We start from the raw sequence: 26,151 nt of genomic DNA on the forward strand, positions 1-26,151 counted from the left end.
CCACCGCTAACAGGGGCTCGATGTTCGAGCGTCCGGCCCTCTCCGCCCCGTCCGCTGGCCGCTTCGCCACGATCGACGCGCTGCGCGGGGTCGCGGCGATCGCGGTAATGCTGTTCCATCTCGACCCCGCTGCGCGGCTGGCTGTTCCTGGCGGTTATCTCGCGGTCGATCTGTTCTTCGCCTTGAGCGGCTTTGTCATCGCTCATTCCTATGCCGCGCGGCTGACCGCAGGGATCGGGTTCGGGACCTTCATGCGGTTGCGCATCGCGCGGCTGTGGCCGATGCTGGCGCTGGGCGCGATGTTAGGGATCGTTCTGCATGGCGGACATGCGGGGTTGCTGTTTCTGCTGCCCCATCCGTTGTCGCCCAGCATGCTCTATCCGGCCAACCCGCCCTATTGGTCGTTGCTGCTCGAGATGGCGGCCTATGCAGTGTTGGCGCTGGCTTGGGGCCGGATTGGAGCGCGCGGCCTCGCCACCTCGATCCTCGCCAGCGCAGCCATTCTGGTGTGGTTCGCCTCGGGTCCCGACAAACTGCTGAGCTTCGGCGCCGAATGGGGCGTGTTGCTGCCCGGTCTGGCGCGGCTGGGCTTCGCCTTCGGTACCGGAGTGGCGCTGTACCATTGGCGAAAGCACGGGCCGCGACGTCGCGCGACATCGATCGCCTGGGCGCTGCCGCTCGGCTTCGTGACCATCTGCGCGCTGGTGACGCAGGATAATCTGCCCGGCCTGCTGGTAATCCTGTTCGTCGTGCCCGCGCTGACTTGGCTGGCGACCTGCTGGGAAGTGCCGCAAACCCGCGCCGCCGCCATCTTGGGCGGGCTGTCCTACCCGCTCTATTGCATCCACCTCCCGCTGCTCGTCTGGGCGACAGCGGCCGGATTCCAAACCGCCATGCTGGTCGCCCTGCCCTTTCTCGCGCTGTGGCTGGATCGCGCAGTCGATGCCCCGGCGCGACGCGCGCTCAAACGGTTGCTGCTCGGCACCCGCGAGGCCGGGCCAGTCGAGCGCCCGGCCTAGCCGACCGTCACACCCGCATCGGCATCAGCACGTAGAGCGCGGGCGCGTCTTCGCTCTTGCGGATCAGCGTCGGCGCGCCGGCATCGGCGAGGTGGAGCTCGACCGTGTCGCTGTCGATCTGGCTGAGGATGTCTTTCAGATAGCCGGCGTTGAAGCCGATCTCGAAGGGCTCGGAGGAATACTCCGCCGACAGCTCCTCGGCCGCGGTGCCGTTGTCGGGGCTGGTGACGGTGAGCGTCACCTTGTCCTTCTCGAGCCCCATCTTGACCGCGCGGGTCTTCTCGGTGGCGATGGTCGCGACGCGGTCGACGCCCTGGAAAAAGCTGCGCGGATCGACCTTGAGAAGCTTGTCGTTCCCGGTCGGGATGACCCGGCTGTAATCGGGAAAGGTGCCGTCGATCAGTTTGCTGGTCAGCACCACGCCGCCCGCGCCGCCGAAGGTGAAGCGGATCTTGCTGGCCGACAGATCGATCTGAACCTCGCCGTCCATCGCTTCCTCGAGCAGCTTGCGCAATTCGGCGACCGCCTTTCGCGGGACGATGACGTCTGGCATGCCCTCCGCACCCTCGGGACGCGGCAGCGTGAAGCGCGCAAGCCGGTGACCGTCGGTGGCGGCGGCTTTCAGCACCGGCTGGTCCTCGTCCGAGACATGAAGGAAGATGCCGTTCAGATAATAGCGCGTTTCCTCGGTCGAGATCGCGAAACGGGTGCGGTCGATCATCTCCGCCAGCACCTTGGCGGGAAGCGCGAAGCTGGTCGGCAGATCGCCCTCGACGATCATCGGGAAATCGTCGCGCGGAAGCGTCGGCAGCTTGAAACGACTGCGGCCGGCCTTGACGTCCATGCGGTTTTCCGCGGTTTCGAGGCTGACCTGGCTGCCTTCGGGCAGCTTGCGGGCGATGTCGAACAGCAGATGCGCCGAGACCGTGATCGCGCCGGGATCGTCCACGCTGGCGGCGGCCATATGCTCGACGACCTGCAGATCGAGGTCGGTCGCCATGACCTTGAGCGAGCTGTCGGTGCCCGCCTCGATGAGGACGTTCGAGAGGATCGGGATGGTGTTGCGCCGCTCCACGACCGACTGGACGTGGGAGAGGCAGCGCAGCAGCGTCGCGCGTTCGATGGTGGCCTTCATGGTATCGACTATCGTCCCTCTGAAGGGCGCGGGACAGGCCGGAATCGCCCCACCAGCGCCGGAATATGTCAGCGCGACCTTAGCGGGGCTGCCAGACCGGGCAAGGTTCAACCGCTAATGCGCGGTATTGCTTGGGGATAAAGCGGCTGAAATCCATTTCACCCGGCCAGTGCACAAGGACCGACCCGGCATCTCAGCCCAGCATCGCCATCCCGCCGTTCACATGCAGCGTCTGCCCGGTGACATAGCTCGCCTCGTCGCTGGCGAGATAGGCCACCGCTGCGCCGATATCCTCGCCCTCGCCCATCCGGCCCATCGGGATCCGCGCGTTGAGCGCCTCCTTCTGCGCGTCGGGCAGTTCGCCGGTCATCGCCGTGCGGATGAAACCCGGCGCGACGCAATTGACGGTCACCCCGCGGCTGGCGAGTTCCTGCGCCAGGCTCTTGGACATGCCGGTGAGCCCGGCCTTGGCGGCGGCGTAGTTCATCTGGCCGGGGTTGCCGGTGGTGCCGACCACGCTGGTGATCGAGACGATCCTGCCGTGGCGCGCCTTCATCATCGGCCGCGCGGCGGCGCGCATCAGCCGGAAGGCGGCTTCGAGATTGATCCGGATGACCTCGTCCCAATCCTCGTCCTTCATCCGCATCGCCAGATTGTCGCGGGTGATGCCGGCGTTGTTGACGAGGATGTCGATCTTGCCGAGCGTGTCGATGGTGGCGGGGACCAGTTCCTCGACCTGCGTGGTGTCCGAGAGGTTGCAGGTGACCTCGACATGGTCGCCGCCGACTTCCTCGATCAACTGCTCGCGAAATGTGCGCAGCTTGCCGCCGTTCGAGCCCGAGAGCGCCAGCCGCGCGCCCTGCCGCGCCAGCGCATAGGCGATCGACGAGCCGATCCCCCCGCTGGCACCGGTGACGAGGGCGGTCTTTCCTTCGAGACTGAACATCACGAGCACTCCTTTGCAAAAGCTTCGAGGTCGGCCATCGTCACCAGGCTGGTGACCCGCGCCTCGGGGGCGATCCGCCCGACCATCGGGCCGAGCACCTTGCCGCCCAGTTCGGCGAAATGCTCCACCCCGTCCGCGCGCATGGCAAGCACGCTTTCGCGCCAGCGGACTCGGCCGGTGACCTGGCGGACCAGCAGGTCGCGCTCCTCCTGCGGATCGGTGACGCGCGCGGCGGTGACGTTGGCGTAGAGCGGCAGCGCGAAACCCTGCGGCGGGGTGCGCTCGAGCGCCTGCGCCATCCGCTCGGCCGCGGGCTGCATCAGCGAGCAATGGAACGGCGCCGAGACCGGCAGCTTGATCCCGCGCTTGATGCCGTGGTCCTTGGTCAGCGCAATGGCGCGCTCGATCGCCTCGGTATGGCCCGAGATCACCACCTGCGTGGGATCGTTGTCGTTGGCGATTTCGCAGACTTCACCCTCGGCGGCAGCCTCGGCGAGCGCGCTGGCCTTGTCGATATCGGCGCCGAGCAGCGCGGCCATCGCGCCGATGCCGACGGGTACCGCTTCCTGCATGGCCTCGCCGCGCAGCTTGAGCAGCCGCGCGGTATCGCCCAGCGTGAAAGCATTCACGGCGCAGAGCGCGGTGTATTCGCCGAGCGAATGGCCGGCGACACAATCGGCGGTCTCCGCCAGCGAGACGCCGAATTCGCGCTCGAGCACACGCAAGGTGGCGATGGCGTTGGCCATGATCGCGGGCTGGGCGTTGGCGGTCAGCGTGAGCTGGTCCTCGGGCCCCTCGCGCATGACCGCCGAGAGCTTTTGCGCCAGCGCGTCGTCGACTTCCTCGAAGACCTCTCGCGCATGCGCGCTGGCTTCGGCGAGATCGGCGCCCATGCCGATCTTCTGGCTCCCCTGGCCGGGAAAAATGAATGCTCTCATGCCGGTTCTCCTCTGGGGGCAAGGCCCCTATGCGGCGCCCGCCGGTTCGACAAGGCCGAAGGGGACGATCCGGTTATCGGCGCTGTGCCCAATCTGCGCGCGCCCGAGATAGGGAATGCCCGAGCGGGCGCACCAGTCCTGCACGATCTCCACCGCATCGGCGCCGAAGGGGCGGTCGTTCTCGGGAACCTTCGACACCTCGCCCAGCCGGATGCCCGCGATGCCGTGAAGGTGCTGGGTCACATGGAACATCATCCGGTCGACCGCATAGAGATGCTCGGCGACTTCCTCGATCATCACCACATGCCCTGCGAGCGGCGGCATGAATTCGGTCCCGACCAGCATGGCCAGCGTCATCAGGTTGAAGGCGACCACGGGCTCGCCGCCGACGCTCTCTTCCTTTCCGGAAGGATCGCCCGCCAGCCAGTCGAGCGCGCGGCGCACTGCAGCCTCGCCGCCCTCGCGTTTCAGATCGACCGGCATCGGCGCATGAGCCGGCTGGCCAATTCCCGCGCGATAGAGCGCGCCCAGCAGCGTGCCGCAATCCGAATAGCCCAGATAGCTCTTGCGCGCGGCGTGTTCGTCTATTCCCGCCAGCGCCGCCCGGGCGATGCGGTTCGAGCCGTAACCGCCCTTGGCGAACCAGACCGCATCGAAGCCGGGATCGTTGGCGCATTCGAGCAGTGCCGCAAGGCGGATCGCATCGGAACCCGCGAAGTGCCCTTCGCTGACGAAGCACTGTTCGTGGAAGCTCAGTTCGAGCTGCGGGTAGCCCTCCGCCGCTAGCGCCGTGACCCGCTGGGCGAGCTTGCGCTTGATCGGGGTAGCGGGGGCGCAGATGGCGATCCGGGTCATCGCCGAGCGTTCTAGCGCGCCTCTCGCGGCTTGTCATCGCCGGCACAACCCAATAGCGGATCGCAGGATGAGCGACTTTCCCACCCCCGACGAACTGCTGGCCCGCCCCTTTTTCTTCGTCGGGATCGGCGGCTCGGGGATGCTGCCGCTGGCGCAGATCCTGCGCGGCCGCGGCGCATCGGTGGCCGGGTCCGATCGCAGTTTCGACCAGGGCCATTCACCCGAGAAATTCGCCGCGCTGGAGAAGCAGGGCTTCATCCTCCATCCGCAGGACGGGAGCGGGATCGTCTCGCGCGATCAGATCGTGGTCGCCTCGGCGGCGGTCGAAGACAGCGTACCCGAGATCGCCCGAGCAAGGGCGCTCGACTGCCTGCGCCTCACCCGCGCCGAGCTCAATTCGATCCTGTTCAACACCAGCGGCGCCGGGCTGGCGGTGGCGGGGACCAGCGGCAAATCGACCGTCACCGGAATGCTCGGCTGGATTCTCCACGCCACGGGCCGCGAGCCGACGATCATGAACGGCGCGGTGATGAAGAATTTCGTCTCGCCCGAGCGCCCCTTCGCCAGCGCGGTCGTTGGTAGCCAGAGCCTCTACGTCAGCGAGGTCGACGAGAGCGACGGCTCGATCGCGCTTTATCGCCCGGCGGTGGGCGTGCTGCTCAACGTCAGCCTCGACCACAAGAGCATGGAGGAACTGCGCCAGCTGTTCGGCGATTATCTCAGCCGCAGCCGGATCGCGGTGGTCAATGCCGACGACAGAGAGGCACTGGCGCTGCTGCCGCATGCCAGCGAGGCGATCACCTTCGGGATCGCGCAGGAGAAAGCGCAGATCGGCGTGATCCCGGGTTCCATCGCGGAAGGACCGATGCGCCAGGCGGCCATGGTCGTCGACCGCCACGATGGCAGCGAACATGCGCTCCGGCTCGCCTTGCCGGGCCGGCACAACCTTGCCAACGCGCTCGCCGCGATCGCGGGAGCGGCGGCTGCGGGCGTCCCGGTGGCCGCCGCGGTCGAGGCGCTGGCGGGCTTCGACGGGCTGGCGCGCCGCTTCGAGCTGGTCGGCGTCTCCGCCAGCGGCATCACCGTGATCGACGATTTCGGCCACAATCCGGAAAAATGCGCGGCGACCTTGCGGACGCTCAAAGCGCACAAGGGCCGCGTGCTCGCCTTCTTCCAGCCGCATGGCTACGGGCCGCTGCGGCAGATGGGCGATGAACTGGCGGAAACCTTCGCGAACCTGCTCGACGCGGAGGACCGCGTGATCCTGTGCGATCCGGTCTATTTCGGCGGGACCGTCGATCGCAGCGAAGGTAGCGAACGGATCGTCCGGCTGATCGAGCAGGCAGGCGGCGCGGCTGAGCATGTTGCGCAGCGCGCCGATGTCGGCGAACGGCTGGCAGAACTGGCGCGCCCGGGAGACCGGATCGTGGTGATGGGCGCGCGCGACGACACGCTCGCGGTGTTCGCGCGGGAACTCTACCAGCGGCTGGCCTAAGCGCGAACGGTCGGGCGCGGCCCCTCGATCGCGATCCGCCGGGCGCGATCCGCTAGGCCGGGTCTCTCGCGTCGGGGAGCCGTCCGTAGCCGTTTGCAACCGTTCCCGCATTGTACAAGACGCTGCGATCGCGGCCGCTGTCTTTTGCCCGGTAGAGCGCGGCATCGGCGTCGGCGAAGGCCTGGTGCATCAATTGTCCATGCCCCAGCACAGCGCCGATGCTGATCGTCACCGAGGGCAGATCGACAGGCGTTTCCGGCCCCTCGATACTGAGTACGGTTTGCCTCAGCCTGTCGGCCAATTGCATCAGTTCCTGCCCGTCAGAGATGTCGGCCACGACCGCGAATTCTTCCCCACCGAGCCGATAGACCTGCGCCCCCGGCTGCTCGTTGAGCGCGTCGCGCAAGATCGCAGCAACCCGGCACAGCACCGCGTCGCCGATCTGATGCCCGTATTCGTCGTTCACCGCCTTGAAGCGATCGATATCGGCGAGCAGCAGACCCTGCCCCGTCTTCAGACGCGCAACCATGTCGAAGGCGCGGCGATTCGCGAGACCGGTGAGTCCGTCGGTGTTCGCCATCTGGCCCAACCGGACCGCCTGCGTACGGGCCTGGTCGCGATCGTGCCGCAGGGCCAGGAAGCGGTCGCCGACACCGAGCGACGTGAAGATGGCAAGCACGACCATCGCCGGGAAGGTGGCATCCTCGAGCGCAAAGCCGAAGTCCATCAGACCGATGCCCACCAGCAAGCGCAGCAATCCGACCGCGATCAGCACCGAGAGCCCGAGCGCTGCCCAGCGCGCTCCTTGGCTGCCGCGCGCCAGCCCCATCGTCACCGCAGTCGTCACGATCAGCGCACTGGGGATAAGACTGGCCATAAGCCAGCTGTTGACCGTGATCCGCAGGGCCTCGCCGCCGATCAGCGAGACGATCTTTACCAGCACGGGAATCAGCGCGGCAGCGATCAGGGCCGCACTCATCCGCCTGCTCAGGAAGCGGTCCTCGATCAGGCCGCGCACCACCATCACCGCGCTCGACAGCGCCAGGACGAAGGCCACAGCGGTGGCTCGCCAGCGCAGGCCCAACTCCAAATCCGGTACGAGTTCGAAGATCAGGCCCGATTGCAGCAGGGTGTAGAGCGTCATCGCGCCAACCATGCCGAGATGCCACAAGACGAAGGACTGGCGAAGGATACGGAAGAACAGAAGGTCGTAGATCATCGGCAGGACCAGAAGGCCGATGACCAGCACATAGGCCAGCGAACGCAGATAGTGCATCTCGGCACTGCGAGCCTGCGTCAGGATTCGCGCCTTGGCAGTGGTTGCCGCGGAATAGGGACGCTCCACCACGGTATCCACCGCAGACAAGGGTGCGGTCTCGTCGGGGATGGGTACATCGAAACGGTTGCCTGCGAACCAGTTGCGCGCCGCCATCTGGCGATCGACATCGACCAGTCGCTGGGTGCCGTCGGCATAGGTGAAGCGGACCAGCATCGACGCGAAGTCAGAAGCGACAGTCTGCCACACCAGTTCCTTGCTGCTGTGAAGAACGAGCCCGTCGAACTGGACCGAAGTTCTTACGAACCGATGGCGATATCCGAATCGGCTGCCGCTGCATTCCAGCTGCCCGCGCGAAAGGTCGAAAGCGGCGCGAGCGGTTTCGGCGCCGCCGGTGCAGGTCAGGGATTTGAGCGGAAGGGCCTGTGCGACGCTCGGCACCGCACAGAGCAGGCCCAGAGCACAGGCTATCCTCCCAAGAATGCGATATAGCCTCACCGGCTCTCCCCTGCGAATGGAGAGCCGTGTCTGGCAGTCGCGCTGCCTGACTTTCCTCCCATTGTCGTCAATGTACCAAATCGGGAAACCGGATGGCCAGCGGTTTTCCGCAGTTCCTGTTGTTGCGCGGTCGTACTAATGATCGGCCGTTTCGTTTCCGATCCCGAGCAGCTTGTGCAGCACCAGCGCGATGATTGCGCCCAACACCAGTCCGACCAGTGCGGACAGGGCGGCGTAGGTCGCCCAGCCGAGGATGCCCGCCAGACTGCCGGTGGCGGTCTCGACGGCCAACTGCGCATCATGCGCCCAGTCGGAAGGAGCATGCCAACCGAGTTCGTGCACGCCGTGCAGGAGGATCCCGCCGCCGACCCAGAGCATCGCTATGGTCCCCACGAAGGACAGCACCAATAGCAACACCGGCATGGCCTTGAGCAGACCGCAACCGACCCTGCGTGCCAGGTGCGAAGGTTTTCGGGAAAGATGCAGGCCGACGTCGTCCATCTTCACGATCAGCGCCACCGCGCCATAAACGAAGACGGTCACCGCTATGCCGACGATTGCCAGCACCCCGGCGCGGGTCACGAAATCCTCGGCGGCGACCTCGTTGAGAGTGATCGCCATGATCTCCGCCGAGAGGATCAGATCGGTGCGAATTGCGCTGGCGACGCGCTGCTTCTCGAACGCGGTCGGATCTTCGATCGGGTCGTCGAGCGTCTTGCCGTGCTTGGCACCGCCCAGCTTCTCCATCACCTTTTCCGCACCTTCGTAAGAAAGATAGGCCCCGCCGGCCATGAGGATGAAGATGATCGCCGACGGCAGAAAGAAGCTCAGCAGGAGCGCGCCCGGAAGCAGGATCAGCAGCTTGTTCTTGAGACTGCCCTTGGTGATCTCCCAGATGATCGGCAGCTCGCGCGCCGGGTTGAAGCCGGTCACGTAGGAGGGGGTCACCGCCGCATCGTCGATGACCACGCCTGCGGTCTTGGTCCCGGCCCGGCTGGCGGCAACGCCGATATCGTCGACCGACGCCGCCGCGGCGCGGGCAATCACGGATACGTCGTCGAGCAGTGCGACCAGTCCACCGGGCATCGAGAATCCTTTGTCAAATTTGGAAACGCCCAGCCCCTGCCCTGCCGGGTGCATCCCGACAAGCCTTGCTTTCTGCACCCGTCGCGCTATGTGCGCCGCTTCCCTGCCTGTGCAGGGATTCGAAGAAAGCCGGAGGGGCCCCGCGGAACCGCTGCGGACAAGCCAGCGATCGGCATTAGTGAAAGGACCAAGACATGGCTCTCTACGAGCATGTATTCTTGGCGCGTCAGGACCTCTCCCAGAGTCAGGTCGACCAGCTGGCCGCCAATGCAACCGAAATCGTCGAGCAGAACGAAGGCCGCGTCACCAAGACGGAGACCTGGGGCCTGAAGAATCTCGCCTACAAGATCGACCGCAACCGCAAGGCGCATTTCGTCATGCTCAACATCGAGGGCCCCGGCGAAGTCGTCCACGAGCTCGAGCGCCAGACGCGCATCAACGAAGACGTGATCCGCTACATGACCATCCGCGTCGACGAGCACGAGGAAGGCCCCAGCGTGATGATGCGCAAGAACGAGCGCGACAAGAAGCGTCGCAGCGACCGCGAGGAGCGCAACTGATGGCCCGTCCGTTTTTCCGCCGCCGCAAGTCCTGCCCGTTCTCGGGCAAGGGCGCTCCCGTCATCGACTACAAGGACGTGCGCCTGCTCCAGGGCTTCATGTCCGAGCGTGGCAAGATCGTCCCCAGCCGCATCACCGCCGTCAGCGGCAAGAAGCAGCGCGAGCTGGCCAAGGCCATCAAGCGGGCACGCCAGATCGGCCTGCTGCCCTACATCGTGCGCTGAGGAGAACAGACATGGATATCATACTCCTCGAACGCATCGGCAATCTCGGCGGGATCGGCGATGTCGTCTCCGTCAAGGACGGGTTCGCGCGCAACTTCCTGCTCCCGCAGAAGAAGGCGCTGCGCGCCAACGCCACCAACAAGAAGGTCTTCGAAGCCAATCGCGAGCGGCTCGAAACCGAGAACGCCGACCGCCGCAAGGAAGCCGAGGCCGCTGGCGAGAAGATCGCCGGTGCCGAAGTCGTGCTGATCCGCGCTTCGTCGAACGCCGGCCAGCTCTACGGTTCGGTAAATGTGCGCGACATCGTCAGCGGGCTCGAAGCCCAGGGCCACGATGTCGACAAGAAGCAGGTCATCCTCGGCAGCCCGATCAAGATGCTCGGCATGCACGAAGTGACCGTGGCGCTCCACCCCGAGGTCCACATCACGGTCAAGGCCAATGTCGCCCGTTCGCAGGACGAGGCCGAACTGCAGAGCCAGGGCGTCGACGTCCTCGCCCAGGCATTCGAGGACGATCAGGCCGAGATCGAGAAGATGGCCGAATCGAACCGCATCGATCCCAATCTCGAGCCGGGCGAAATTCCGTCCGACATGCTCGAGGATGGTGTCAGCACTCCCGACGAAATGACCCGTCGCGAAGCGCTGATCGAAGCGACCGACCCGGACGCCGACAACGGCTGATCGCAGTCTCAGGACACCAATCAGGGCGCGGCGGCTTCGGTCTCCGCGCCCTTTTTGTAAGACACGCGATCATTCGGCTGTCAGGCTGGCGGATTAGGCGTCAGGCGAATAAGGCCGGGCGAAGAGGAACATTTATGGAAACGACCGACCACATCCTCGACAAGCTGCAGTCGATCTACGATGCGGCGGTCGAGCGGCTTCGCGGCGACGTGATGGCCTTCGGACGCGACCGCTCTCTGCCCGCACCCGAGCGGCGCAAGGACGGGTCCTACACCTATCCCGAACTGCGGCTGCGGTTTCGCGGCGGCGACCAGCCCGAGGATCGCAGCCGCGCCTTCGGCCGGCTCAACGCTCCCGGGCTCTACACCACCACCGTTACCCGCCCCGCGCTGTTCCGCGACTATCTCACCGAACAGCTCCAGCTGATCTCCTCCAATTACGAGGTCGAAGTCGAGGTTGGTTCCTCGCAGCAGGAAATCCCTTTCCCCTACGTCCTTGACGGGCAGGCGGGCGCCGAGTTGGCCGGGGTCGATCCCAACGAGGTCGCGCGCCATTTCCCCTCCACCGATCTCGCCGACATCGGCGACGAACTGGCCGACGGAATCGAGCTGGAAAGCCCGGACGATCCCATCCCGCTGTCGCTGTTCGACGGGCTGCGCACCGATTTCAGCCTTGCCCGGCTGGCGCATTACACCGGCACGCGGCCGGAGGATTTCCAGCGCTTCATCCTGTTCACCAATTACCACCGCTATGTCGACGAGTTCGTCGACTGGGCAGGCGCGCAGCTGGGCAAGGACGGCTATACCGAACTCGCCGGCGCAGGCGGGTTGCGACTGTCCGAGCAGACCGCCAACGCCAGCGCGCAATTGTCCGACACCGCGTGGCGGCGCCACCAGATGCCCGCCTATCACCTCGTCGGCGAAGGTCGCGGGGGGGTCACGCTGGTCAACATCGGGGTCGGCCCCTCCAACGCCAAGACGATCTGCGACCATCTCGCGGTGCTGCGTCCCGAAGCCTGGCTGATGATCGGCCATTGCGGCGGGCTGCGCCCGAGCCAGAAGATCGGCGACTATGTCCTCGCGCACGCGTATCTGCGCGACGATCACGTGCTCGACCCGGTGCTTCCCCCCGAGATCCCGCTCCCCGCGATCGCCGAAGTCCAGCAGGCGCTGGCCGGTGCGGCGGAGGAAGTCTCGGGCGAACACGGTTCGGATCTCAAGCGGCGGATGCGGACCGGGACCGTGGTGACCACCGACGACCGCAATTGGGAGCTGCGCTACACCAATTCGGCGCGGCGGCTGTCGCTCAGCCGCGCGGTCGGTATCGACATGGAGAGCGCCACCATCGCGGCGCAGGGCTATCGCTTCCGCGTGCCCTACGGCACGCTGCTGTGCGTCAGCGACAAGCCGCTCCACGGCGAGATCAAGCTGCCCGGACAGGCCAACAAGTTCTACGAACAGGCGATCGCCGCGCATCTCCAGATCGGAGTGACCGCATGCCGTCGGCTGCGCGAGGAAGGACCGCGACTGCACAGCCGCAAGCTGCGCGCCTTCAACGAGCCCCCGTTCCGCTGAGTGCGGGCGGGCGGCCGAGCCCTGCGGCGCCTCATCCGTCCTGCGCCTCGAGCCCCTCGATACTGTCCTTGCCGGTCACCTGCTCGATCGATTGGCGCAGGCTCTTGAGCGAGGCCTTGTCGGTGTCGAACGGTGCTTCGATGGCATAGGTCTTGCCCTTCTGCTTCTGCCCCTGCACCGACAGCGGCACCGAACCGGCCAAGTCCGCCAGCATGGCCGCGGAAATCCGCTTTTTGAATTCGACCGAGAAATCGCCCATCGCGCCCTCCTTTCGCAAAGAGCGGAAACTGCCACGCGTCTCATGCGCGGCAAGGCGAACAAGCTCCGGTTCGGAGGATCAGCGTGCTGGCAGCGGCACCAGCGCGAATTCGAGATTGTAACTTGCCTCCACGGTGATCTCGCCCGGCTCGATCGGGGTCCGGGCGATCCGCGAGCCGGTGACAATGATGTAGCCGCTGCCCTTACCGAGCTGGACCTGACTGTCCGACACCCACAGCACCCGGGCGACCCGCATCCCCAGCGCAGCCGCAGTCGCATCCGCCTGCGCACGCGCTTCGCGCAGCGCTTCGGCCTCGGCGAGCCGCGTCAGCCGTTCGACGTTTTCCTCGGCCACAGCGAACTCGGGTCCGCTGATCGAATTCGCCCCCGCATCGAACAGCGCGCTGACCAGATCGCCGGCGCTTCCCAGATCGCGGCTTTGCACCGTCACGGCGCTGCTTGCGCGAAAGCCCAGGATGCGATCGACCACCGCGTTGCGGGTATCGGCGAATTGCGGTTCGACCGAAAGATCGGAGCTCTGAATCTGCTCGGCGGGGATTCCCGCAGCGCGGAGCACCGCGATCACCGGGGCGAGCTTGCGGTTGTTGGCATCGAGCGCAGCAGCGGCGCTCTCGCCAGTGGTGACCACGCCCACGGTCACGGTCATCACTTCGGGATGTGCCGCGATGCTGCCGACCCCGGCGACGCGCAGGATGGTTTCGGTTGCGGCGACGGCAGGCCGGGAGGTTTCGGTCTGCGCCGCCAGCGGTGCCGCGATCGTCAACCCCGCGGCGCCAATCCCCAGCGCCAGCCTCAGCCCCCATTCGAGTCTGCTCGACCGTGTCACACGCATTTCCTCCCTTTCGGACGTTACCCCGCCCCCTTGGTCTTGGTCTTGCCTGCCTGGGCATGCGAAACCATGAAATCGATGATCTGGCCGGCGATATCCTTCTCGGTCGCCTTCTCGATGCCTTCGAGCCCGGGCGAGGAATTGACCTCCATGATCACCGGGCCGTGGTTCGAGCGCAGCATGTCGACGCCGCAGACGTTGAGCCCCATCCGCTTGGCCGCGCTGACCGCGGTCGATCGTTCGGCCGGCGTGATCTTGATCAGCTGCGCGCTGCCGCCGCGGTGAAGATTGCTGCGGAAATCGTCGGGTGCCCCGGTGCGCTTCATCGAGGCGACCACCTTGCCGCCAACCACCAGCGCGCGGATATCGGTGCCGCCGGCTTCCTTGATGAATTCCTGCACCAGGATGTTCACGTTCGCGCCGCGGAAGGCCTCGATCACCGATTTGGCCGAGGACATGGTCTCGGCCAGCACCACGCCGATGCCTTGAGTCCCCTCGAGCAGCTTGATCACCACCGGGGGTCCCTTGACCGCCTTGATGATCTCCTCTGCCTGCTTGGGATCGTTGGCGTAGGCGGTGAGCGGCAGGCCGAGCCCATGCTTGGCGAGGATCTGCATACTGCGCAGCTTGTCGCGGCTGCGCCCGATGGCGACGCTTTCGTTGAGCGACCAGGTGCCGCGCATCTCGAACTGGCGCAGGATCGAGAGCCCGTATTGGGTGATCGAGGCGCCGATGCGCGGGATCACCGCGTCGTAGCTTTCGGCCGGCTCGCCATTGTAGAACACCTCGGGGCGGTGGCTGGCGATATGCACGGTGCAGCGCAGCGTGTTGAGGATGTCGAGCTGATGGCCGCGTACCTCCGCCGCCTCCTTCAGTCGTCGGTGCGAATAGAGATTCGCATTGCGCGCGAGCATGGCAATTTTCATCGGGGGACCCTCACGGTTTGTGGCCAACGGCGACTTCGCGACCGGGGGTCTGCAGCCAGGAATGGCCCGAATCGACGAGGAAATGGCGCCGTAGAGCGGAGCGACCGATCAACATAGGGAATTTCATGTCCGAGCGATCGGCAAGGCTGATCTCGGCGCGAAATTCGACATCACCGATCCGGATCGGGGTCTTGATGATCATCCGCCGCTGGGTCTCGCCATTGGAACTGGTGATCCCGCGCCAGTCGACATGCACCGCCTCGCACACCTGCCGGACGTGCTGCCGCGCATAATCGACCGCGAAACGGACATAGGCCTCGCCGTCGCGCTCGAACCGCTCGAGGATCGTGCCGTGGAGCGAGGAGGTGCGCGCCCCGGTGTCGATCTTTGCCGGGATTGCCGTCAGGCCGAGTTCGGGCAGCGCCACCAGTTCGCGCCAGCCGACCGCCGGGAGAGGCTCCACCTTCTGCTTCACGGCAGAACCGCGAGCCCGTCGCCGCCATCGCCGGCCTCGAGCCGCCGCCGCACCCGTCCGCTGGCGTAATCGACCTCGGCGATGGTATCGTCGCCGGTCTCGGCGACATAAATCCGTTCCCCGTCCTGCGACCAGATCACCGTGACCTGCATCCGCTCCTGCGCGCCCTCCGGGCCGGCGACCGGGATCGAGCGGATTGCCTCGGCACGCGCCAGATCGATCACCGTCAGCCCGCCGTCGGCGAGATCCGAGGTGACCGCGACATCGCCCTGCGGCCGGATCGCCAGCCGCAGCGGGAACGCGCCGGTGGCGAGCTCGCTGCGGATTTCCAGATTCATGGGATCGAGCGCGAAGGCCTTGTCCGAGCCGCGCGCGCTGACCCACAGCGTCTCGCCGTCGGGGGCGAGCGCGATTCCCTCGGGTTCGACCCCGACCGCGACCGACAGCGGCGCGCGGCGGGTGAGCAGATCGACCAGCGTCACCGTCCCGGACCCCATGTCCACGGTCCAGGCGTGGCGGGCATCGGGCGAAATGGCGAGCATGTGGCTGCCCTCCTGCCCGGTGCCGTATTCGAAGGTCTCGGCCTTGCCGAGAGGGTCGCGGATCCAGAACACCGATTTGCGCCCTTCGGCGGTGGCGTAGAGCGCGCCATTGGCGTGCCAGACGATGCCGTGCGGGCGCGCGTTGGCGCCCAGTTCGACGCTCTTCAGGCGGGCGAGGTCGCTGGTGCGGAAGATATCGACGCTGGTGCCGCCGTAGCAGGCGAGCGCAACATGCGCGCCGTCGGGCGAGGTCGCCAGCTCGTGCGGATTGGTGCAGCTCGGAACCTCCAGCACCGTCTCGCCCGTGGCGAGATCGATCTTGGTCAGCGTGTTGCCGAACTTGTTGGCGACGAACAGCGTGCCGCCCTGCGCTGCCGCGTCGGCAACGGTCGGTGCATCCGCAGCGATCGGCGCGCAGGCAGCCAGGCCCAGCGCAGCGGGGGCCCAGGCTAAAGCGAGGGTCGGAATGATACGCACGGTCGTGATGCTCCCCTGATTCGGCACGCTGCCGCGTCGGTCTGCGATGGGCGCCAGCCTACCTGCGCGGAGCGATGCTCACAAGCGCCGCGCCGCGCTCTGGGCCGGTCCGAGCCATTCGGCCATCGCCCGCCCCAGATCGGGTTTGGTCACGCTGCCCATATGGGTGCCGGGAACCTCGACGTAGGTCGCATCGGGCAACAGCGCCGCCAATTCCTCCGCCGAGCCATTGTCGCAGTCCTCGTCGCCGCAGACCACCAGCACCGGCATGGCCACATTCGCCAATTGCGCCAGATCGAGATCGGGCATGGTGTCGAGCAGCAGCCGCGCCGCCACCCGGTCGACGCCTTGCGACTTGAGGAACTGCACCGAGAAATACGCAGGATCGCCGCGCGCAATCGTGTCGAACTCGTCGATCACCCGCTTGAAATGCGCCGCGCGCTTCTGCCATTCGCCCAACCCTGCAGTCCCCATCCCGCCGACGATCAGTCGCTGCGGCGCCAGCGCACCGCTCGCCACGCCATGCAGGGAGGTCCGCGCGCCCAGCGAGAAGCCGCCCAGATCGTAATCCCCCAACCCGAGATGTCCGACCAACGCCGCGACATCGCGGACCAGCACGTTGGGCGGATAGGCCTCGGGCGCGCGCGGCGAGGCGCTGTCGCCATGCACGCGGAAATCGAGCATCAGCACTTCGTAGCCCAACTCCGCGATGGCGCGGTCGTGACCCCATTTGATCCAGTTCATCTGCGCGCTCGAGAACAACCCGTGGAGCAGCACCAGCGGCCGCCCCTCGCCGACCCGGTGCAGCGCGAGCTCGATGCCGTCGAAGCTGGTGAAACGTTCGGTGGTCATCAAAAAGGCTCTGCGGAAAAAGTATTGGTCGGGGCCGCGCGAGAGCTGGCAACATCGTCATTGGTGGCGCCGGAATTCATGATCCGGCCAGGAGCCGGCACCTCGACTTTCCTGTCCAGTGTCTTCTCCAGCGTTGCGAGATCGACCAGCCAAAAGCGGGCGTCATCGGGTGTCGTCCATACGATCATCGAGAGAGTCGACTTGTCGATCATGCGCGGCGCGTCCACGAAATGCACTCGCTGCGCGAGCGTTCTCTGCTCAAAATCCGACAGCCGTCCGACCACCACGTCGAGTAGGCCTGCAGCGTAATCCTCCTCCGTCCCGGTGAACGCGAGATAGGCGGAAGGGTGTTCGTCATTTTCGCCTTCCCTGCCGATGGTTTGCCAGCGCAAGATGATCTGGGCGCTATCTGCGGGGAGAACCAGATGCGAGTCGCCCGTCTGCATGTTCGTTAGAGAGATGTTCGATCCAGCGACATCGAGATCGTATTCGTCCTCGTCTTCGATTTGATACTTCACGACCAAGCCGTCCTCGAGCTCGATTTCCTCTCCTTCATACTTCGTCTGGTTTGCAAAACCCTGTTCGGCGTAGGGGTCGTGATACCCCTGATCAAAGCCATCGGCCCCGAGAGTGAAAAACCACAGCGCGGTCGCAACCGAGGCAAACGCCAGAAAACAGAACAAGACGATCGCATTGAACCGCTCGAGATACTGGAAAAAGGCATCCCACTTCATCGCTTCGCCAGCCCGCGCTGCTCCATGCGCCAGCGCACCATCTCGATGCGGTCCTGGCCGAAGAAGGGTTCGCCGTCGAACACCAGCGTGGGCACGCCCCAGTGGCCTGCGGCTTCGAGCGCGTCCTGGTTGGCGGCGATCTCGGCATCGAGCACCTCGGCGTCCCGTTCCGCCTCCGCGTCGAGTTCCGCGAGGTCGAGACCGGCGCGGGTTGCGGCTCGGGCCAGGTGCTCGCCCTCGTTCCAGCCTTCCGCCCCGCCCCAGATCAGCCGCCCGGCCTCATGCGCGAAGGCGAGACCCTTGCCGCGCCGCGCCGCTGCCTGGCCAAGCCGGGTGATCCGGCGGATATGCGGCTGGTCTTCGGCGATTTTCCTTGTCGCGGTGTCCTGGACGATCGGATCGGGGCGCGGCGGCCCGAAAGGAATCTCGTGGAACTGCGCCACGCGCATCATGTCGCGCATCGTGTAGCCGAGCCAGTTGGGATGGTTGCGCTCGAAGAAATCGGGCTGGCGGATCGCCAATGGCCAGACCGGGCGCAGCGCGATGTCGAGATCATAGGTCTCGGCCATCGCGCGATAGCGGCCCACGGCGAGATAGCTGTAGGGCGAGCGGAAGCTGAAATAAAGTTCGGCGGTCAGCGTCATCGCGGCCTCCTCGCGCAGGTCAGCGGAAGAAGCAATTCGTCCCCGCGTGGAGCGATTCCACTTCCCGAGTCGCGCCCTCGCCGGTCAGGAAACCGAAGATGCCAGCGGGGGTGGTGAACTCCTCGCCCAGCGTGCTGTCGGCGATCATCTCGACCTCGTAGGCCTCGGCCAGTTCGGCCTCGCTACTGTCGAGCGCTATCCCTTCGGCGGTCGCGATATCGGCGCCCTCAGCATCGCTGTCGCGCAGCGACCAGCCGACCAGCGCGCCTTCCTGGAAATTGAGCGACAGCCCGCCGGGATATTCGGTGAACGCGATGGGGCCCGCGCCGCATTCGGTGTTGGTCCCCGCATCGCGCGCCTCGCCAAAAACCTTGGCCATTTCCGTTTCGACGGGTGCGCGCAGGCTGCCGAAGGTCAGCATGGTCCCGAGCGGCCCGGTGACCTCGAGCCCGTCGCCGCGCAGCCGGACGACGCCGGCCGGATCGGCGGGAAGGTTGGGCGTTTCCTGCAGGGCGAGGTCCGCGCCTTCGGCAGCCTCCTCGGGCGCGCTCTCGCCGCAGCCCGCAAGTGCGAGCGCAGCCGCCCCGATCATCGTCCAACGCATGCTCATCCTGCCCCTACCCCTTCTTGAGACACTCGCGGCCGAGCAGTTCGGCGATCTGCACCGCGTTCAGGGCCGCGCCCTTGCGCAGATTGTCCGAGACGCACCACAAATTGATCCCGAACTCGACCGTCGGGTCCTCGCGCACCCGGCTGATATAAGTCGCGCTGTCGCCCGCGGCCTCCACGGGCGTGACGTATCCGCCGTCCTCACGCTTGTCGATCAGCATGATGCCCGGTGCCTCGCGCAGGATGTCCTGCGCCTGCTCGGCGGTCATTTCGCGCTCGAACTCGATGTTCACCGATTCCGAATGGCCGACGAACACCGGCACCCGCACGCAGGTCGCGGTGAGCTTGATCTTCGGGTCGAGGATCTTCTTGGTCTCGACCACCATCTTCCATTCTTCCTTGGTCGAACCGTCGTCGAGGAAGCTGTCGATGTGAGGGATGACGTTGAAGGCGATCTGCTTGGTGAATTTCACCGACTCCACCGGATCGCCGACGAAGATCGCACGGCTCTGCTGGAACAGCTCGTCCATGCCTTCCTTGCCCGCGCCCGAGACCGACTGGTAGGTCGCCACCACCACGCGCTTGATCCGCGCGACATCGTGGAGCGGCTTGAGCGCCACCACCAGCTGCGCGGTCGAGCAATTGGGATTGGCGATGATGTTGCGCTTGGAATAACCGTGGATCGCCTCGGGGTTCACCTCTGGGACGATCAGTGGCACATCGGGATCCATGCGATAGAGCGAGGAATTGTCGATCACCACGCAGCCTGCGGCCGCAGCCTTGGGCGCGTATTCCTTCGCCGGACCGCTGCCCGCGGCGAATAGTGCGATGTCCCAGCCGGCCCAGTCGAAATGCTCGATATTCTTGCACTTCAGCATCTTGCCGGTGTCGCCATATTCGACCTCGGTGCCGTGCGAGCGGCTCGACGCGACCGCCGCGATCTCGTCGACGGGGAATTCGCGTTCGGCGAGAACCTGCATCATCTCGCGCCCGACGTTCCCGGTCGCACCGACGACTGCCACACGATAACCCAAATGCTGTCTCCTCTAGATCTTCAGCGCGGGACATAGCGACGCCCGTGCCATTCACAACCTTAGCCCGTGCGAGTGGGCGATCACTCCGGCGGGGTCACCCCATGATGCTCGAGAAAGCGGAACACCGTGTTGTAGCGATGCGGCGAGATCTGCTCGCCCGAGACGCGGTGGGTGTAGCCGGGATAGAGCATCATCTGGAACGGCACATTGGCCTCCTGCATCGCGGCGATGACCTCGGTGGCGTTCTCGAACACGACATTGTCGTCCGCCATGCCGTGGATCAGCAGCAGCGGGTCGGTGATCCTTGCGGCATTCGGGATTGCGGACGCGGCGGCGTAGGCGGCGGTATCGGCCTGCGGGGTGCCCATGTAGCGCTCGGTGTAATGGGTGTCGTAGAGCTCCCAGCGCGTTACCGGCGCGCCCGCGATGCCCGCAGCATAGAGGCCGGGATCGGCCTGCAGCTGCTTCAATGTCATATAGCCGCCATAGGACCAGCCATCGATCGCAATTTTGTCGGGATCGACGAAGGGCAGCGTCTTGAGAAATTCCGCCCCCGCCTTCTGGTCGCGCACCTCGACCCCGCCCATCCCGCGATAGATCGGCTGTTCGAACGCGACCCCGCGATTGGCCGAACCGCGGTTGTCGAGTGCGAAATAGATATAACCCCGATCGACGATCGCCTGCTCGAGCGGCGCGCTCCAGTTTCGCTGCACCACCTGCGGGCCGGGGCCGCTGTAGTGATAGTAATAGACCGGGTAGCGCTTCCCCGGCTCCATCTCGGGACGGATCATCTTCCAGTGCAGGGTGCTGCCGTCCTCGGCCTCGATCGTGCCGAATTCGGGCGCGCGATGCCCGCCGAGGAAGGGCGCATAGGGATGCTCGCCGCCCAGAGCGTTTTCCTCGATCCAGGTCAGCCGCTGACCCGAGGTGTCGGCGATATAGCTTTGCGTCGGCTGGTCGGGTTTCGACCGGCTCACCAGCAGCGTCTGCGCCTTGGAGTCCATGCTCGCCGAATTGACGAAAGCGGGATCGGTTAGCCGCTCGATCGCGGCGGGATTCTCGAGATCGAAAGCATAGACCTGCTGCGCCAGAACATCGTCCATCGTGCCCTGGAAATAGACCCGGCCTGCCACCTGATCGACCCCGACCAGCTTGGTGACCATCCAGTCGCCGCTCGTGAGCTGCGTCCACTCGCCATCGGCATAGCGATAGAGGTGGCCGAAGCCGTCGCGCTCGGACCACCAGATCAGCGAGCCGTCGTCGAGCCACTGGTAATTGTCGGAGAGATTGATCCAGTAGTCCTCGACCGCTGCGTTTTCGGTGAACAGCACCTCGCTCGCACCCGTCGCCGGATCGACCCGCAGCATGTCGAGCACGGTCTGGTCGCGGTTCTGGCGCTGGACATAGAGCGCGCTGCCATCGGGCGCCCAGTCGACGCGCGGGATATAGATGTCGGTCTCCTCGCCAAGATCGACCTGCACACGGTTGCCGCCATCGGGGTCCATCATGAACAGTTCGACCAGCGCATTGGCGCTGCCCGCCACCGGATAGCGCTGATCATAGACCTTGGTCCCGGTGGCACCGATCGCCGCACGGGTAACCACGCCGACCGCGCTCTCGTCGAACCGCTCGACCGCGATACGCCGGTCCTGCGGGCTCCACCAATAGCCGGTGAGCCGCCCCATTTCCTCCTGCGCGACGAACTCCGCCTCGCCCCAGCGCACCGCCTCGCTGGCTTCGGCAGGGGTGACCGGTGCCGCCTCGCCGCCAACCGCGCCCACCCACAGCCGCCGGTCGCGCACGAAGGAGACGTATTCACCCGTCTCGCTCAGCGCGGGGTTGAGCTCGCTTTCCTCGGTGTCGGTCAGCCGGAGCGTGCTGCCATCGAGCCGCGCGAGATAGAGGTCGCCATCGAGCGGGACCAGCACACCCGAGCCGTCGCTTGCCCATTGATAGTCGATGATGCCCTTGAGGCTGCCGACGCGCGCGCGCTCGCGCTGCATCTTCTCGTCCTCGGACAATTCGCGCCCCGTCCCCAGCGCCTCGCTGTCGACCAGCATCCGCCATTCGCCGCTGGTGCGGTCGTAGCCCCACAGATCGTAGCGCTCGCGATCGCTCTCGCGGTTGCGCAGCAGCGTCAGGAAGCGGCCATCGGGCGACAGCTTCGCCTGCCGCGGGCTCGGCCCGTCGAGACCGGGGCTGGCGAAAACGCGCTCGAACGTCAGCTCGGGAGCGGTGGTCATCGCGCGGTCCTGCGCGACTGCGGGAGCGGCAAGGCAAAGCGCGGCGGCGGCAAGCAGCATTGAACGCATGTCAATTCGAACCTCGTCATTGCGAGCGAAGCGAAGCAATCCAGGGCGCGCCCCGGATTGCCGCGCAACCTTCGGTCGCTCGCAATGACGACAATTCGTCCGGTTTGCAAAGGTGCGTTTGCAAAGGTGCAGGGCCGCGCCCAACGCAAAAGGCGCCCCGGACGAGACCGGAGCGCCTTTCGTAGAGCGATGGCGAAAGCCTTACGCCTTGGGGGCGTTGTCGCGGCGTTCCGCGATACGGGCGCGCTTGCCGGTGCGACCGCGCAGGTAATAGAGCTTGGCGCGACGCACGATGCCGCGGCGGACCACGGTGATCGAATCGACGATCGGCGAATAGAGCGGGAAGACGCGTTCCACGCCCTCGCCGAAGCTCATCTTGCGCACGGTGAAGTTCGAACCCATGCCGCGGTTGGAGCGCGCGATCACGACGCCTTCGAAGTTCTGGACACGCTCGCGCGTGCCTTCGACGACCTTCACGCCGACGCGAACGGTGTCGCCCGCGCGAAATTCGGGGATTTCCTTGCCGAGGTTCTCGATGGCTTCCGCCTCGAGCTGCTGGATCAGGTTCATATGCCTGGTCTTTCTAGTCTTTTCGCCGCGCGCCAGAGGCAGGTCGGTCCCGAGCGTCACTGTAACGCTCCCAAAGGTCCGGCCTGCGTAACCGTGTGTGGTCCTCGCTGCGTGCCTTGCGCCACGCCGCGATTTTCGCATGATCCCCCGACCGCAGCACTTCAGGGATCGTGCGCCCTTCCCATTGCTGAGGTCGGGTGTATTGCGGGTATTCGAGCAGGCCGTTCTCGAACGACTCTTCGGCCCCGCTGGAAGGCGCGCCCATTACTCCGGGAAGCAGCCGAATGCAAGCATCGAGTATGGCCAGCGCGGCCGGCTCCCCGCCCGAGAGCACGATGTCGCCCATGCTCACCTGCTCGATCTCCGGCCGCGCCTCGAACAGGCGCTCGTCGAAACCCTCGAACCGCCCGCACAGGATAGCGACACCCGGTCCGGACGCGATCTCACGAATGCGCTCCTGCGTTATCGGTTTCCCACGCGGGGTCATGGCGAGGATCGGAACTGCTTCCCCCGTTCCGTTGTCGCGCGATTTTGCCACCGCATGATCCACCGCCGCTGCCAGCACATCGCATTTGAGCACCATCCCCGCGCCGCCGCCCGCCGGCGTATCGTCCACGGTGCGGTGTTTGTCGGTGGCGAAATCGCGGATCTGCAGCGTCTCGCACGACCAGTCCCCCCGCTCGAGCGCGCGCCCGGCGAGCGACACCCCGAGCGGCCCGGGAAACATCTCCGGGTAGAGCGTCAGGATGCTGGCGGCGAAACTCATTGCAAACTGTCTTTCATTTCGAAATCCGACAATCTTCTCACGTGGGTCCGCCTAGCTCCAAGGGCACCCATTTGCCATCCCGCGCGTTCACCGAGCCATGAGTAACGAGATCGACGACTGCATAATCGTGGGCGCAGGCCCCGCCGGACTGACCGCGGCGATCTATCTGGCCAGGTATCATCTTTCGATCCGGATGTTCGATTGCGGCACCAGTCGCGCCAGCTGGATCCCGACCAGCCACAACCACGCCGGTTTTCCCGAGGGCATCAACGGCAACGAACTGCTCGACCGGATGCGCGAGCAGGCGGCGAAATACGGTGCATTGCGCGAGCCGAAGCGGGTGACCGATCTATCGTGCGAAGGCGGCGTATTCCTCGTCCATTGCGGCGAGGAGCGCTATCGCGCGCGCTCGGTGCTGCTCGCCACGGGGGTGGTGAACAACCGCCCCGAGGGAATGGACGACGCCTTCCACGACGAGGCGCTGGCACGCGGACTGATCCGCTGTTGCCCCGTCTGCGACGGCTACGAGGTCACCGACAAGCGTGTCGCGGTGCTGGGAACCGGCGATCACGGCACCGCCGAGGCGCTGTTCCTGCGCGGCTACACGAGCGATCTGACGCTGGTGTGCCCCCATGGCGACCACGATCTGTCGGAAGAAGGCAGCGCGGCGCTGGACGAGGCGGGGATCCGACGCGTGGCCGGGCTCTGCGGCGAGTTCGGGATGGATATGCAGGGGATCGGCTTCGACACCGCCGAGGGCCGACTGCGCTTCGACAGCATCTATCCCGCATTGGGATCGCGGATCCGTTCAGGGCTCGCGGTGGCGTGCGGGGCCGGTGTCAGCGAGGCGGGCTGCATCGAGGTCGACGATCATCTGGAAACCAGCGTCCCCGGCCTGTTCGCCGCCGGCGATGTCGTGGTGGGGCTCGACCAGATCAGTCACGCCATGGGCCAGGCCGGGGTCGCCGCGACGACGATCCGCAACCATCTCGCGGCGAAGCGTCCAATCCGCCGCTAGTCGCTGCACTTCACGAAAACAACGCCATCGCCTCGGATCGGGTGGCCAGCCAGCGTCACCTCCTGACCGCTGTCGGGCGGCATAACGGCGAGCCCGTCGGGGCCTCGGGTTTCGATCGGCAGCGTCGGGATCGGCTCGTCCCATTGCAAGCCGGGAGTCGAGCCGACATCGACCACGCCGGTTTCGGGCAGCCCGTCGATCCGGGTCTCGATGATGCTCATCCCTCGCGAATTGGCCGTGACGGCGAAGTCGGGCCGCGAACAATCGGCGCCAACTCCCTTCGCCACCCAGTTCCCGCGAACATATTCCGAGGTGACGGCGATTCCCCCGGCGCGGGCCGGGTCGCGATCTCTGGCGGGCGGATCGGCGCGCTCGATCGCCTCGACGATCAAGGTGCCGCGACCCTGCTGGCAGAAGCTTGCGTCGGCGATCTCGGCAGTTACCCGAACGTAGTCGCCAGAGGCGATCTCGTCGGCACCGTCCGGAGCATTGAAGGACCAGGTTTCGCCGTCGGGCGTTCGCAGGAGCGAACATTCTACGCCGCTCTCCACCCTGCCCTCCAGCGTGACGGGGCGAGGCCGATCCGCCGGCCGGGTGCCTGCTGCAGGTTCGCCCTGGCCGACCGTCGGCGGAGCGACCTCGGGAGACGAGGGGCCGGCCTCCGAACACGCCAGAAGGAGCGCGGCGGAACTCAAGACTAGGGCTTTTGAAAAGATCGCCATATCCGCCCAACGCAGCGGTTTCGGCGGGAGTTCCTAATCGACGAAACCCTCGGCGACGATCAACCTCTCGCCGTCCCACTCGGGAACCGCCTCGCGCGTCAGCGGGACCATGAAGGCCTTCCCGTCGGGTCGTTCTATCTCGATAACATCGGTGGCGCCGAAATTCTCGACCGCCTTGACCCGACCGACCGGCTCGCCGGTATCGGTGACCACCGCCAGATCGAGCAGATCGGAGAAATAGAACTCGCCCTCTTCGAGCGGCGGGAGGCTGGCGCGCGGTACCGTCAGCACGGTGCCCCGCAGCGCCTCGGCAGCGTTGCGGTCGGCGATTTCGGCGAAACGGGCGACCGCCCCGCCCTTGCCGTCGCTGCGGACCTTGGCGAGCGTCAGCGCGCCGCCGTTGAACGCCTTGTGCGGCTTGAGGCTTTCCCAGCCGTCGCCGAACAGCTTGAGACGGACTTCGCCCGCCACGCCATGCGCACCGGTGACGGCGGCAAGGGTGACGGGCTTGTCGGACATGTCAGGCTCGGATTGCGGATTCGGACGGAAGGCTCAGCCCTCCGCCTTGTCCTCGGTCTTGGCTTCTTCGGCGAGATCGGTGGCTTCGGCAGCAGCGCCCTCATCGGCAGGTGCTTCGGCAGCGGCTTCCTCGGCGGGTGCCTCTTCAGCCTTGGCTTCCTCGGCAGGTTTGGCTGCGGCTTCGGCCTTGGCCGCCTCTTCGGCTTCCTTGCGCTCGGTTTCCTTGGCCGCCCGTTCTTCGGCGCGCTCGGTGGCCTTCTCGCCCGGCTTGGCCTTGTTGGGGTTGTTGCGCGCCGCACGCTCGCGGACGCCCGCGGCGTCGAGGAAGCGGGCCACGCGGTCGGACGGCTGCGCGCCGACTTCGAGCCAGTGACGCGCACGGTCCTCGTTGATCGTCACGCGGGCGGGATCGTCCTTGGCGAGCAGCGGATTGTAGACGCCGATCTGCTCGAGATATTTGCCGTCGCGAGGCGAACGGTTGTCGGCCGCCACGATGCGATAATAGGGGCGCTTCTTGGCGCCGCCACGGCTGAGACGAAGTGCAATTGCCATTGGAT

At 66.0% G+C, this 26,151-nt stretch carries 29 protein-coding genes; 7 read left to right on the forward strand and 22 right to left on the reverse strand.

The window, feature by feature from the left end; all coding sequences use genetic code 11:
- Window positions 1-20: 20 nt before the first annotated feature.
- Entirely contained in the window at window positions 21-1,019 is a 999-nt protein-coding gene (locus tag Q9K01_RS08150) for an acyltransferase family protein (protein WP_305929711.1), read from the forward strand.
- Window positions 1,020-1,026: 7 nt separating this feature from the next.
- On the opposite strand, the gene dnaN is transcribed toward Q9K01_RS08150, so the two are convergent.
- The 4 genes from dnaN to Q9K01_RS08170 all read right to left on the reverse strand — a co-directional run bounded on the left by dnaN (window position 1,027) and on the right by Q9K01_RS08170 (window position 4,893).
- Window positions 1,027-2,154 (reverse strand): DNA polymerase III subunit beta, encoded by a 1,128-nt coding sequence (gene dnaN / locus Q9K01_RS08155; protein WP_305929712.1) that lies wholly within the window; start codon window positions 2,152-2,154, stop codon window positions 1,027-1,029.
- 193 nt (window positions 2,155-2,347) lie between these two features.
- Window positions 2,348-3,100 (reverse strand): 3-oxoacyl-ACP reductase FabG, encoded by a 753-nt coding sequence (fabG, locus tag Q9K01_RS08160; RefSeq protein ID WP_305929713.1) that lies wholly within the window; start codon window positions 3,098-3,100, stop codon window positions 2,348-2,350.
- Entirely contained in the window at window positions 3,100-4,038 is a 939-nt protein-coding gene (gene fabD, locus Q9K01_RS08165) for an ACP S-malonyltransferase (protein ID WP_305929714.1), read from the reverse strand. The genes fabG and fabD overlap by 1 nt, the downstream gene beginning before the upstream one ends.
- A gap of 27 nt (window positions 4,039-4,065) precedes the next feature.
- Window positions 4,066-4,893 carry an LD-carboxypeptidase gene (locus Q9K01_RS08170; protein WP_305929715.1) on the reverse strand — a complete coding sequence of 276 codons (828 nt, stop codon included), beginning with the start codon at window positions 4,891-4,893 and terminating at the stop codon, window positions 4,066-4,068.
- Window positions 4,894-4,960: 67 nt separating this feature from the next.
- Here Q9K01_RS08170 and Q9K01_RS08175 point away from each other — a divergent pair, with 67 nt between their 5' ends.
- Window positions 4,961-6,388: a glutamate ligase domain-containing protein gene (locus Q9K01_RS08175; protein WP_305929716.1), complete on the forward strand. Its 1,428-nt coding sequence runs from the start codon at window positions 4,961-4,963 to the stop codon at window positions 6,386-6,388.
- Between the two features lie 52 nt (window positions 6,389-6,440).
- Here the strand turns inward: Q9K01_RS08175 and Q9K01_RS08180 are convergent, their stop codons facing one another.
- Window positions 6,441-8,105 carry a GGDEF domain-containing protein gene (locus Q9K01_RS08180; protein ID WP_305929717.1) on the reverse strand — a complete coding sequence of 555 codons (1,665 nt, stop codon included), beginning with the start codon at window positions 8,103-8,105 and terminating at the stop codon, window positions 6,441-6,443.
- A 192-nt stretch (window positions 8,106-8,297) separates the two neighbouring features.
- Window positions 8,298-9,248: a DUF808 domain-containing protein gene (locus tag Q9K01_RS08185; RefSeq protein ID WP_305929718.1), complete on the reverse strand. Its 951-nt coding sequence runs from the start codon at window positions 9,246-9,248 to the stop codon at window positions 8,298-8,300.
- A 194-nt stretch (window positions 9,249-9,442) separates the two neighbouring features.
- Here Q9K01_RS08185 and rpsF point away from each other — a divergent pair, with 194 nt between their 5' ends.
- From rpsF to Q9K01_RS08205, 4 genes are all read left to right on the forward strand, one after another.
- On the forward strand, window positions 9,443-9,808 hold the full coding sequence (gene rpsF, locus Q9K01_RS08190; RefSeq protein WP_305929719.1) for a 30S ribosomal protein S6: 366 nt from the start codon (window positions 9,443-9,445) through the stop codon (window positions 9,806-9,808).
- A complete protein-coding gene (gene rpsR, locus Q9K01_RS08195) occupies window positions 9,808-10,032 on the forward strand; it encodes a 30S ribosomal protein S18 (RefSeq protein ID WP_305929720.1) in 225 nt (74 codons plus the stop codon). Before rpsF ends, rpsR begins: the two co-directional genes overlap by 1 nt.
- Window positions 10,033-10,043: 11 nt before the next feature.
- The gene (rplI, locus tag Q9K01_RS08200; RefSeq protein ID WP_305929721.1) at window positions 10,044-10,712 is read left to right on the forward strand and encodes a 50S ribosomal protein L9; all 669 of its coding nucleotides are present in this window, start codon (window positions 10,044-10,046) and stop codon (window positions 10,710-10,712) included.
- Window positions 10,713-10,846: 134 nt separating this feature from the next.
- Window positions 10,847-12,286 carry an AMP nucleosidase gene (locus Q9K01_RS08205; protein WP_305929722.1) on the forward strand — a complete coding sequence of 480 codons (1,440 nt, stop codon included), beginning with the start codon at window positions 10,847-10,849 and terminating at the stop codon, window positions 12,284-12,286.
- Window positions 12,287-12,317: 31 nt separating this feature from the next.
- Here the strand turns inward: Q9K01_RS08205 and Q9K01_RS08210 are convergent, their stop codons facing one another.
- The 13 genes from Q9K01_RS08210 to trmD all read right to left on the reverse strand — a co-directional run bounded on the left by Q9K01_RS08210 (window position 12,318) and on the right by trmD (window position 23,335).
- Complete coding sequence (locus Q9K01_RS08210; protein ID WP_305929723.1) at window positions 12,318-12,545, reverse strand: hypothetical protein; 228 nt, start codon at window positions 12,543-12,545, stop codon at window positions 12,318-12,320.
- Window positions 12,546-12,623: 78 nt separating this feature from the next.
- Window positions 12,624-13,391, reverse strand: a complete 768-nt coding sequence (locus Q9K01_RS08215) for an SIMPL domain-containing protein (RefSeq protein ID WP_305929724.1) — start codon at window positions 13,389-13,391, stop codon at window positions 12,624-12,626.
- Window positions 13,392-13,414: 23 nt separating this feature from the next.
- Complete coding sequence (gene rimK, locus Q9K01_RS08220; protein ID WP_305929725.1) at window positions 13,415-14,320, reverse strand: 30S ribosomal protein S6--L-glutamate ligase; 906 nt, start codon at window positions 14,318-14,320, stop codon at window positions 13,415-13,417.
- A gap of 10 nt (window positions 14,321-14,330) precedes the next feature.
- Entirely contained in the window at window positions 14,331-14,795 is a 465-nt protein-coding gene (locus tag Q9K01_RS08225; protein WP_305929726.1) for an ATP-dependent zinc protease family protein, read from the reverse strand.
- Entirely contained in the window at window positions 14,792-15,814 is a 1,023-nt protein-coding gene (locus tag Q9K01_RS08230) for a YncE family protein (protein WP_305929727.1), read from the reverse strand. The genes Q9K01_RS08225 and Q9K01_RS08230 overlap by 4 nt, the downstream gene beginning before the upstream one ends.
- A 78-nt stretch (window positions 15,815-15,892) precedes the next feature.
- Window positions 15,893-16,666 carry an alpha/beta fold hydrolase gene (locus Q9K01_RS08235; RefSeq protein WP_305929728.1) on the reverse strand — a complete coding sequence of 258 codons (774 nt, stop codon included), beginning with the start codon at window positions 16,664-16,666 and terminating at the stop codon, window positions 15,893-15,895.
- Window positions 16,666-17,400, reverse strand: a complete 735-nt coding sequence (locus Q9K01_RS08240) for a hypothetical protein (protein WP_305929729.1) — start codon at window positions 17,398-17,400, stop codon at window positions 16,666-16,668. The genes Q9K01_RS08235 and Q9K01_RS08240 overlap by 1 nt, the downstream gene beginning before the upstream one ends.
- On the reverse strand, window positions 17,397-18,044 hold the full coding sequence (locus tag Q9K01_RS08245) for a 2-hydroxychromene-2-carboxylate isomerase (protein ID WP_305929730.1): 648 nt from the start codon (window positions 18,042-18,044) through the stop codon (window positions 17,397-17,399). Before Q9K01_RS08245 ends, Q9K01_RS08240 begins: the two co-directional genes overlap by 4 nt.
- Before the next feature lie 19 nt (window positions 18,045-18,063).
- Entirely contained in the window at window positions 18,064-18,648 is a 585-nt protein-coding gene (locus Q9K01_RS08250) for an aspartate-semialdehyde dehydrogenase (protein ID WP_305929731.1), read from the reverse strand.
- 13 nt (window positions 18,649-18,661) lie between these two features.
- Window positions 18,662-19,687: an aspartate-semialdehyde dehydrogenase gene (locus Q9K01_RS08255; protein ID WP_305929732.1), complete on the reverse strand. Its 1,026-nt coding sequence runs from the start codon at window positions 19,685-19,687 to the stop codon at window positions 18,662-18,664.
- 80 nt (window positions 19,688-19,767) lie between these two features.
- Complete coding sequence (locus tag Q9K01_RS08260; RefSeq protein ID WP_305929733.1) at window positions 19,768-21,999, reverse strand: S9 family peptidase; 2,232 nt, start codon at window positions 21,997-21,999, stop codon at window positions 19,768-19,770.
- Between the two features lie 201 nt (window positions 22,000-22,200).
- Window positions 22,201-22,569, reverse strand: coding sequence for a 50S ribosomal protein L19 (rplS, locus tag Q9K01_RS08265; protein ID WP_305929734.1), 369 nt, complete (start codon window positions 22,567-22,569; stop codon window positions 22,201-22,203).
- A 13-nt stretch (window positions 22,570-22,582) separates the two neighbouring features.
- Window positions 22,583-23,335: a tRNA (guanosine(37)-N1)-methyltransferase TrmD gene (trmD, locus tag Q9K01_RS08270; RefSeq protein WP_305929735.1), complete on the reverse strand. Its 753-nt coding sequence runs from the start codon at window positions 23,333-23,335 to the stop codon at window positions 22,583-22,585.
- Between the two features lie 97 nt (window positions 23,336-23,432).
- Here trmD and Q9K01_RS08275 point away from each other — a divergent pair, with 97 nt between their 5' ends.
- Window positions 23,433-24,353 (forward strand): NAD(P)/FAD-dependent oxidoreductase, encoded by a 921-nt coding sequence (locus Q9K01_RS08275; RefSeq protein WP_305929736.1) that lies wholly within the window; start codon window positions 23,433-23,435, stop codon window positions 24,351-24,353.
- Here Q9K01_RS08275 and Q9K01_RS08280 read toward each other — a convergent pair.
- From Q9K01_RS08280 to rpsP, 3 genes are read right to left on the reverse strand one after another with little or no spacing between them, the layout of a single operon-like run.
- Complete coding sequence (locus Q9K01_RS08280; RefSeq protein ID WP_305929737.1) at window positions 24,350-25,048, reverse strand: DUF5818 domain-containing protein; 699 nt, start codon at window positions 25,046-25,048, stop codon at window positions 24,350-24,352. The genes Q9K01_RS08275 and Q9K01_RS08280 overlap by 4 nt on opposite strands.
- A gap of 60 nt (window positions 25,049-25,108) precedes the next feature.
- Window positions 25,109-25,594, reverse strand: coding sequence for a ribosome maturation factor RimM (rimM, locus tag Q9K01_RS08285; protein WP_305929738.1), 486 nt, complete (start codon window positions 25,592-25,594; stop codon window positions 25,109-25,111).
- Between the two features lie 33 nt (window positions 25,595-25,627).
- On the reverse strand, window positions 25,628-26,146 hold the full coding sequence (gene rpsP, locus Q9K01_RS08290) for a 30S ribosomal protein S16 (protein ID WP_305929739.1): 519 nt from the start codon (window positions 26,144-26,146) through the stop codon (window positions 25,628-25,630).
- Window positions 26,147-26,151 lie beyond the last annotated feature (5 nt).

Origin of the sequence: Qipengyuania benthica, from assembly GCF_030717865.1 — a bacterium.
Classification (GTDB): domain Bacteria; phylum Pseudomonadota; class Alphaproteobacteria; order Sphingomonadales; family Sphingomonadaceae; genus Qipengyuania; species Qipengyuania benthica.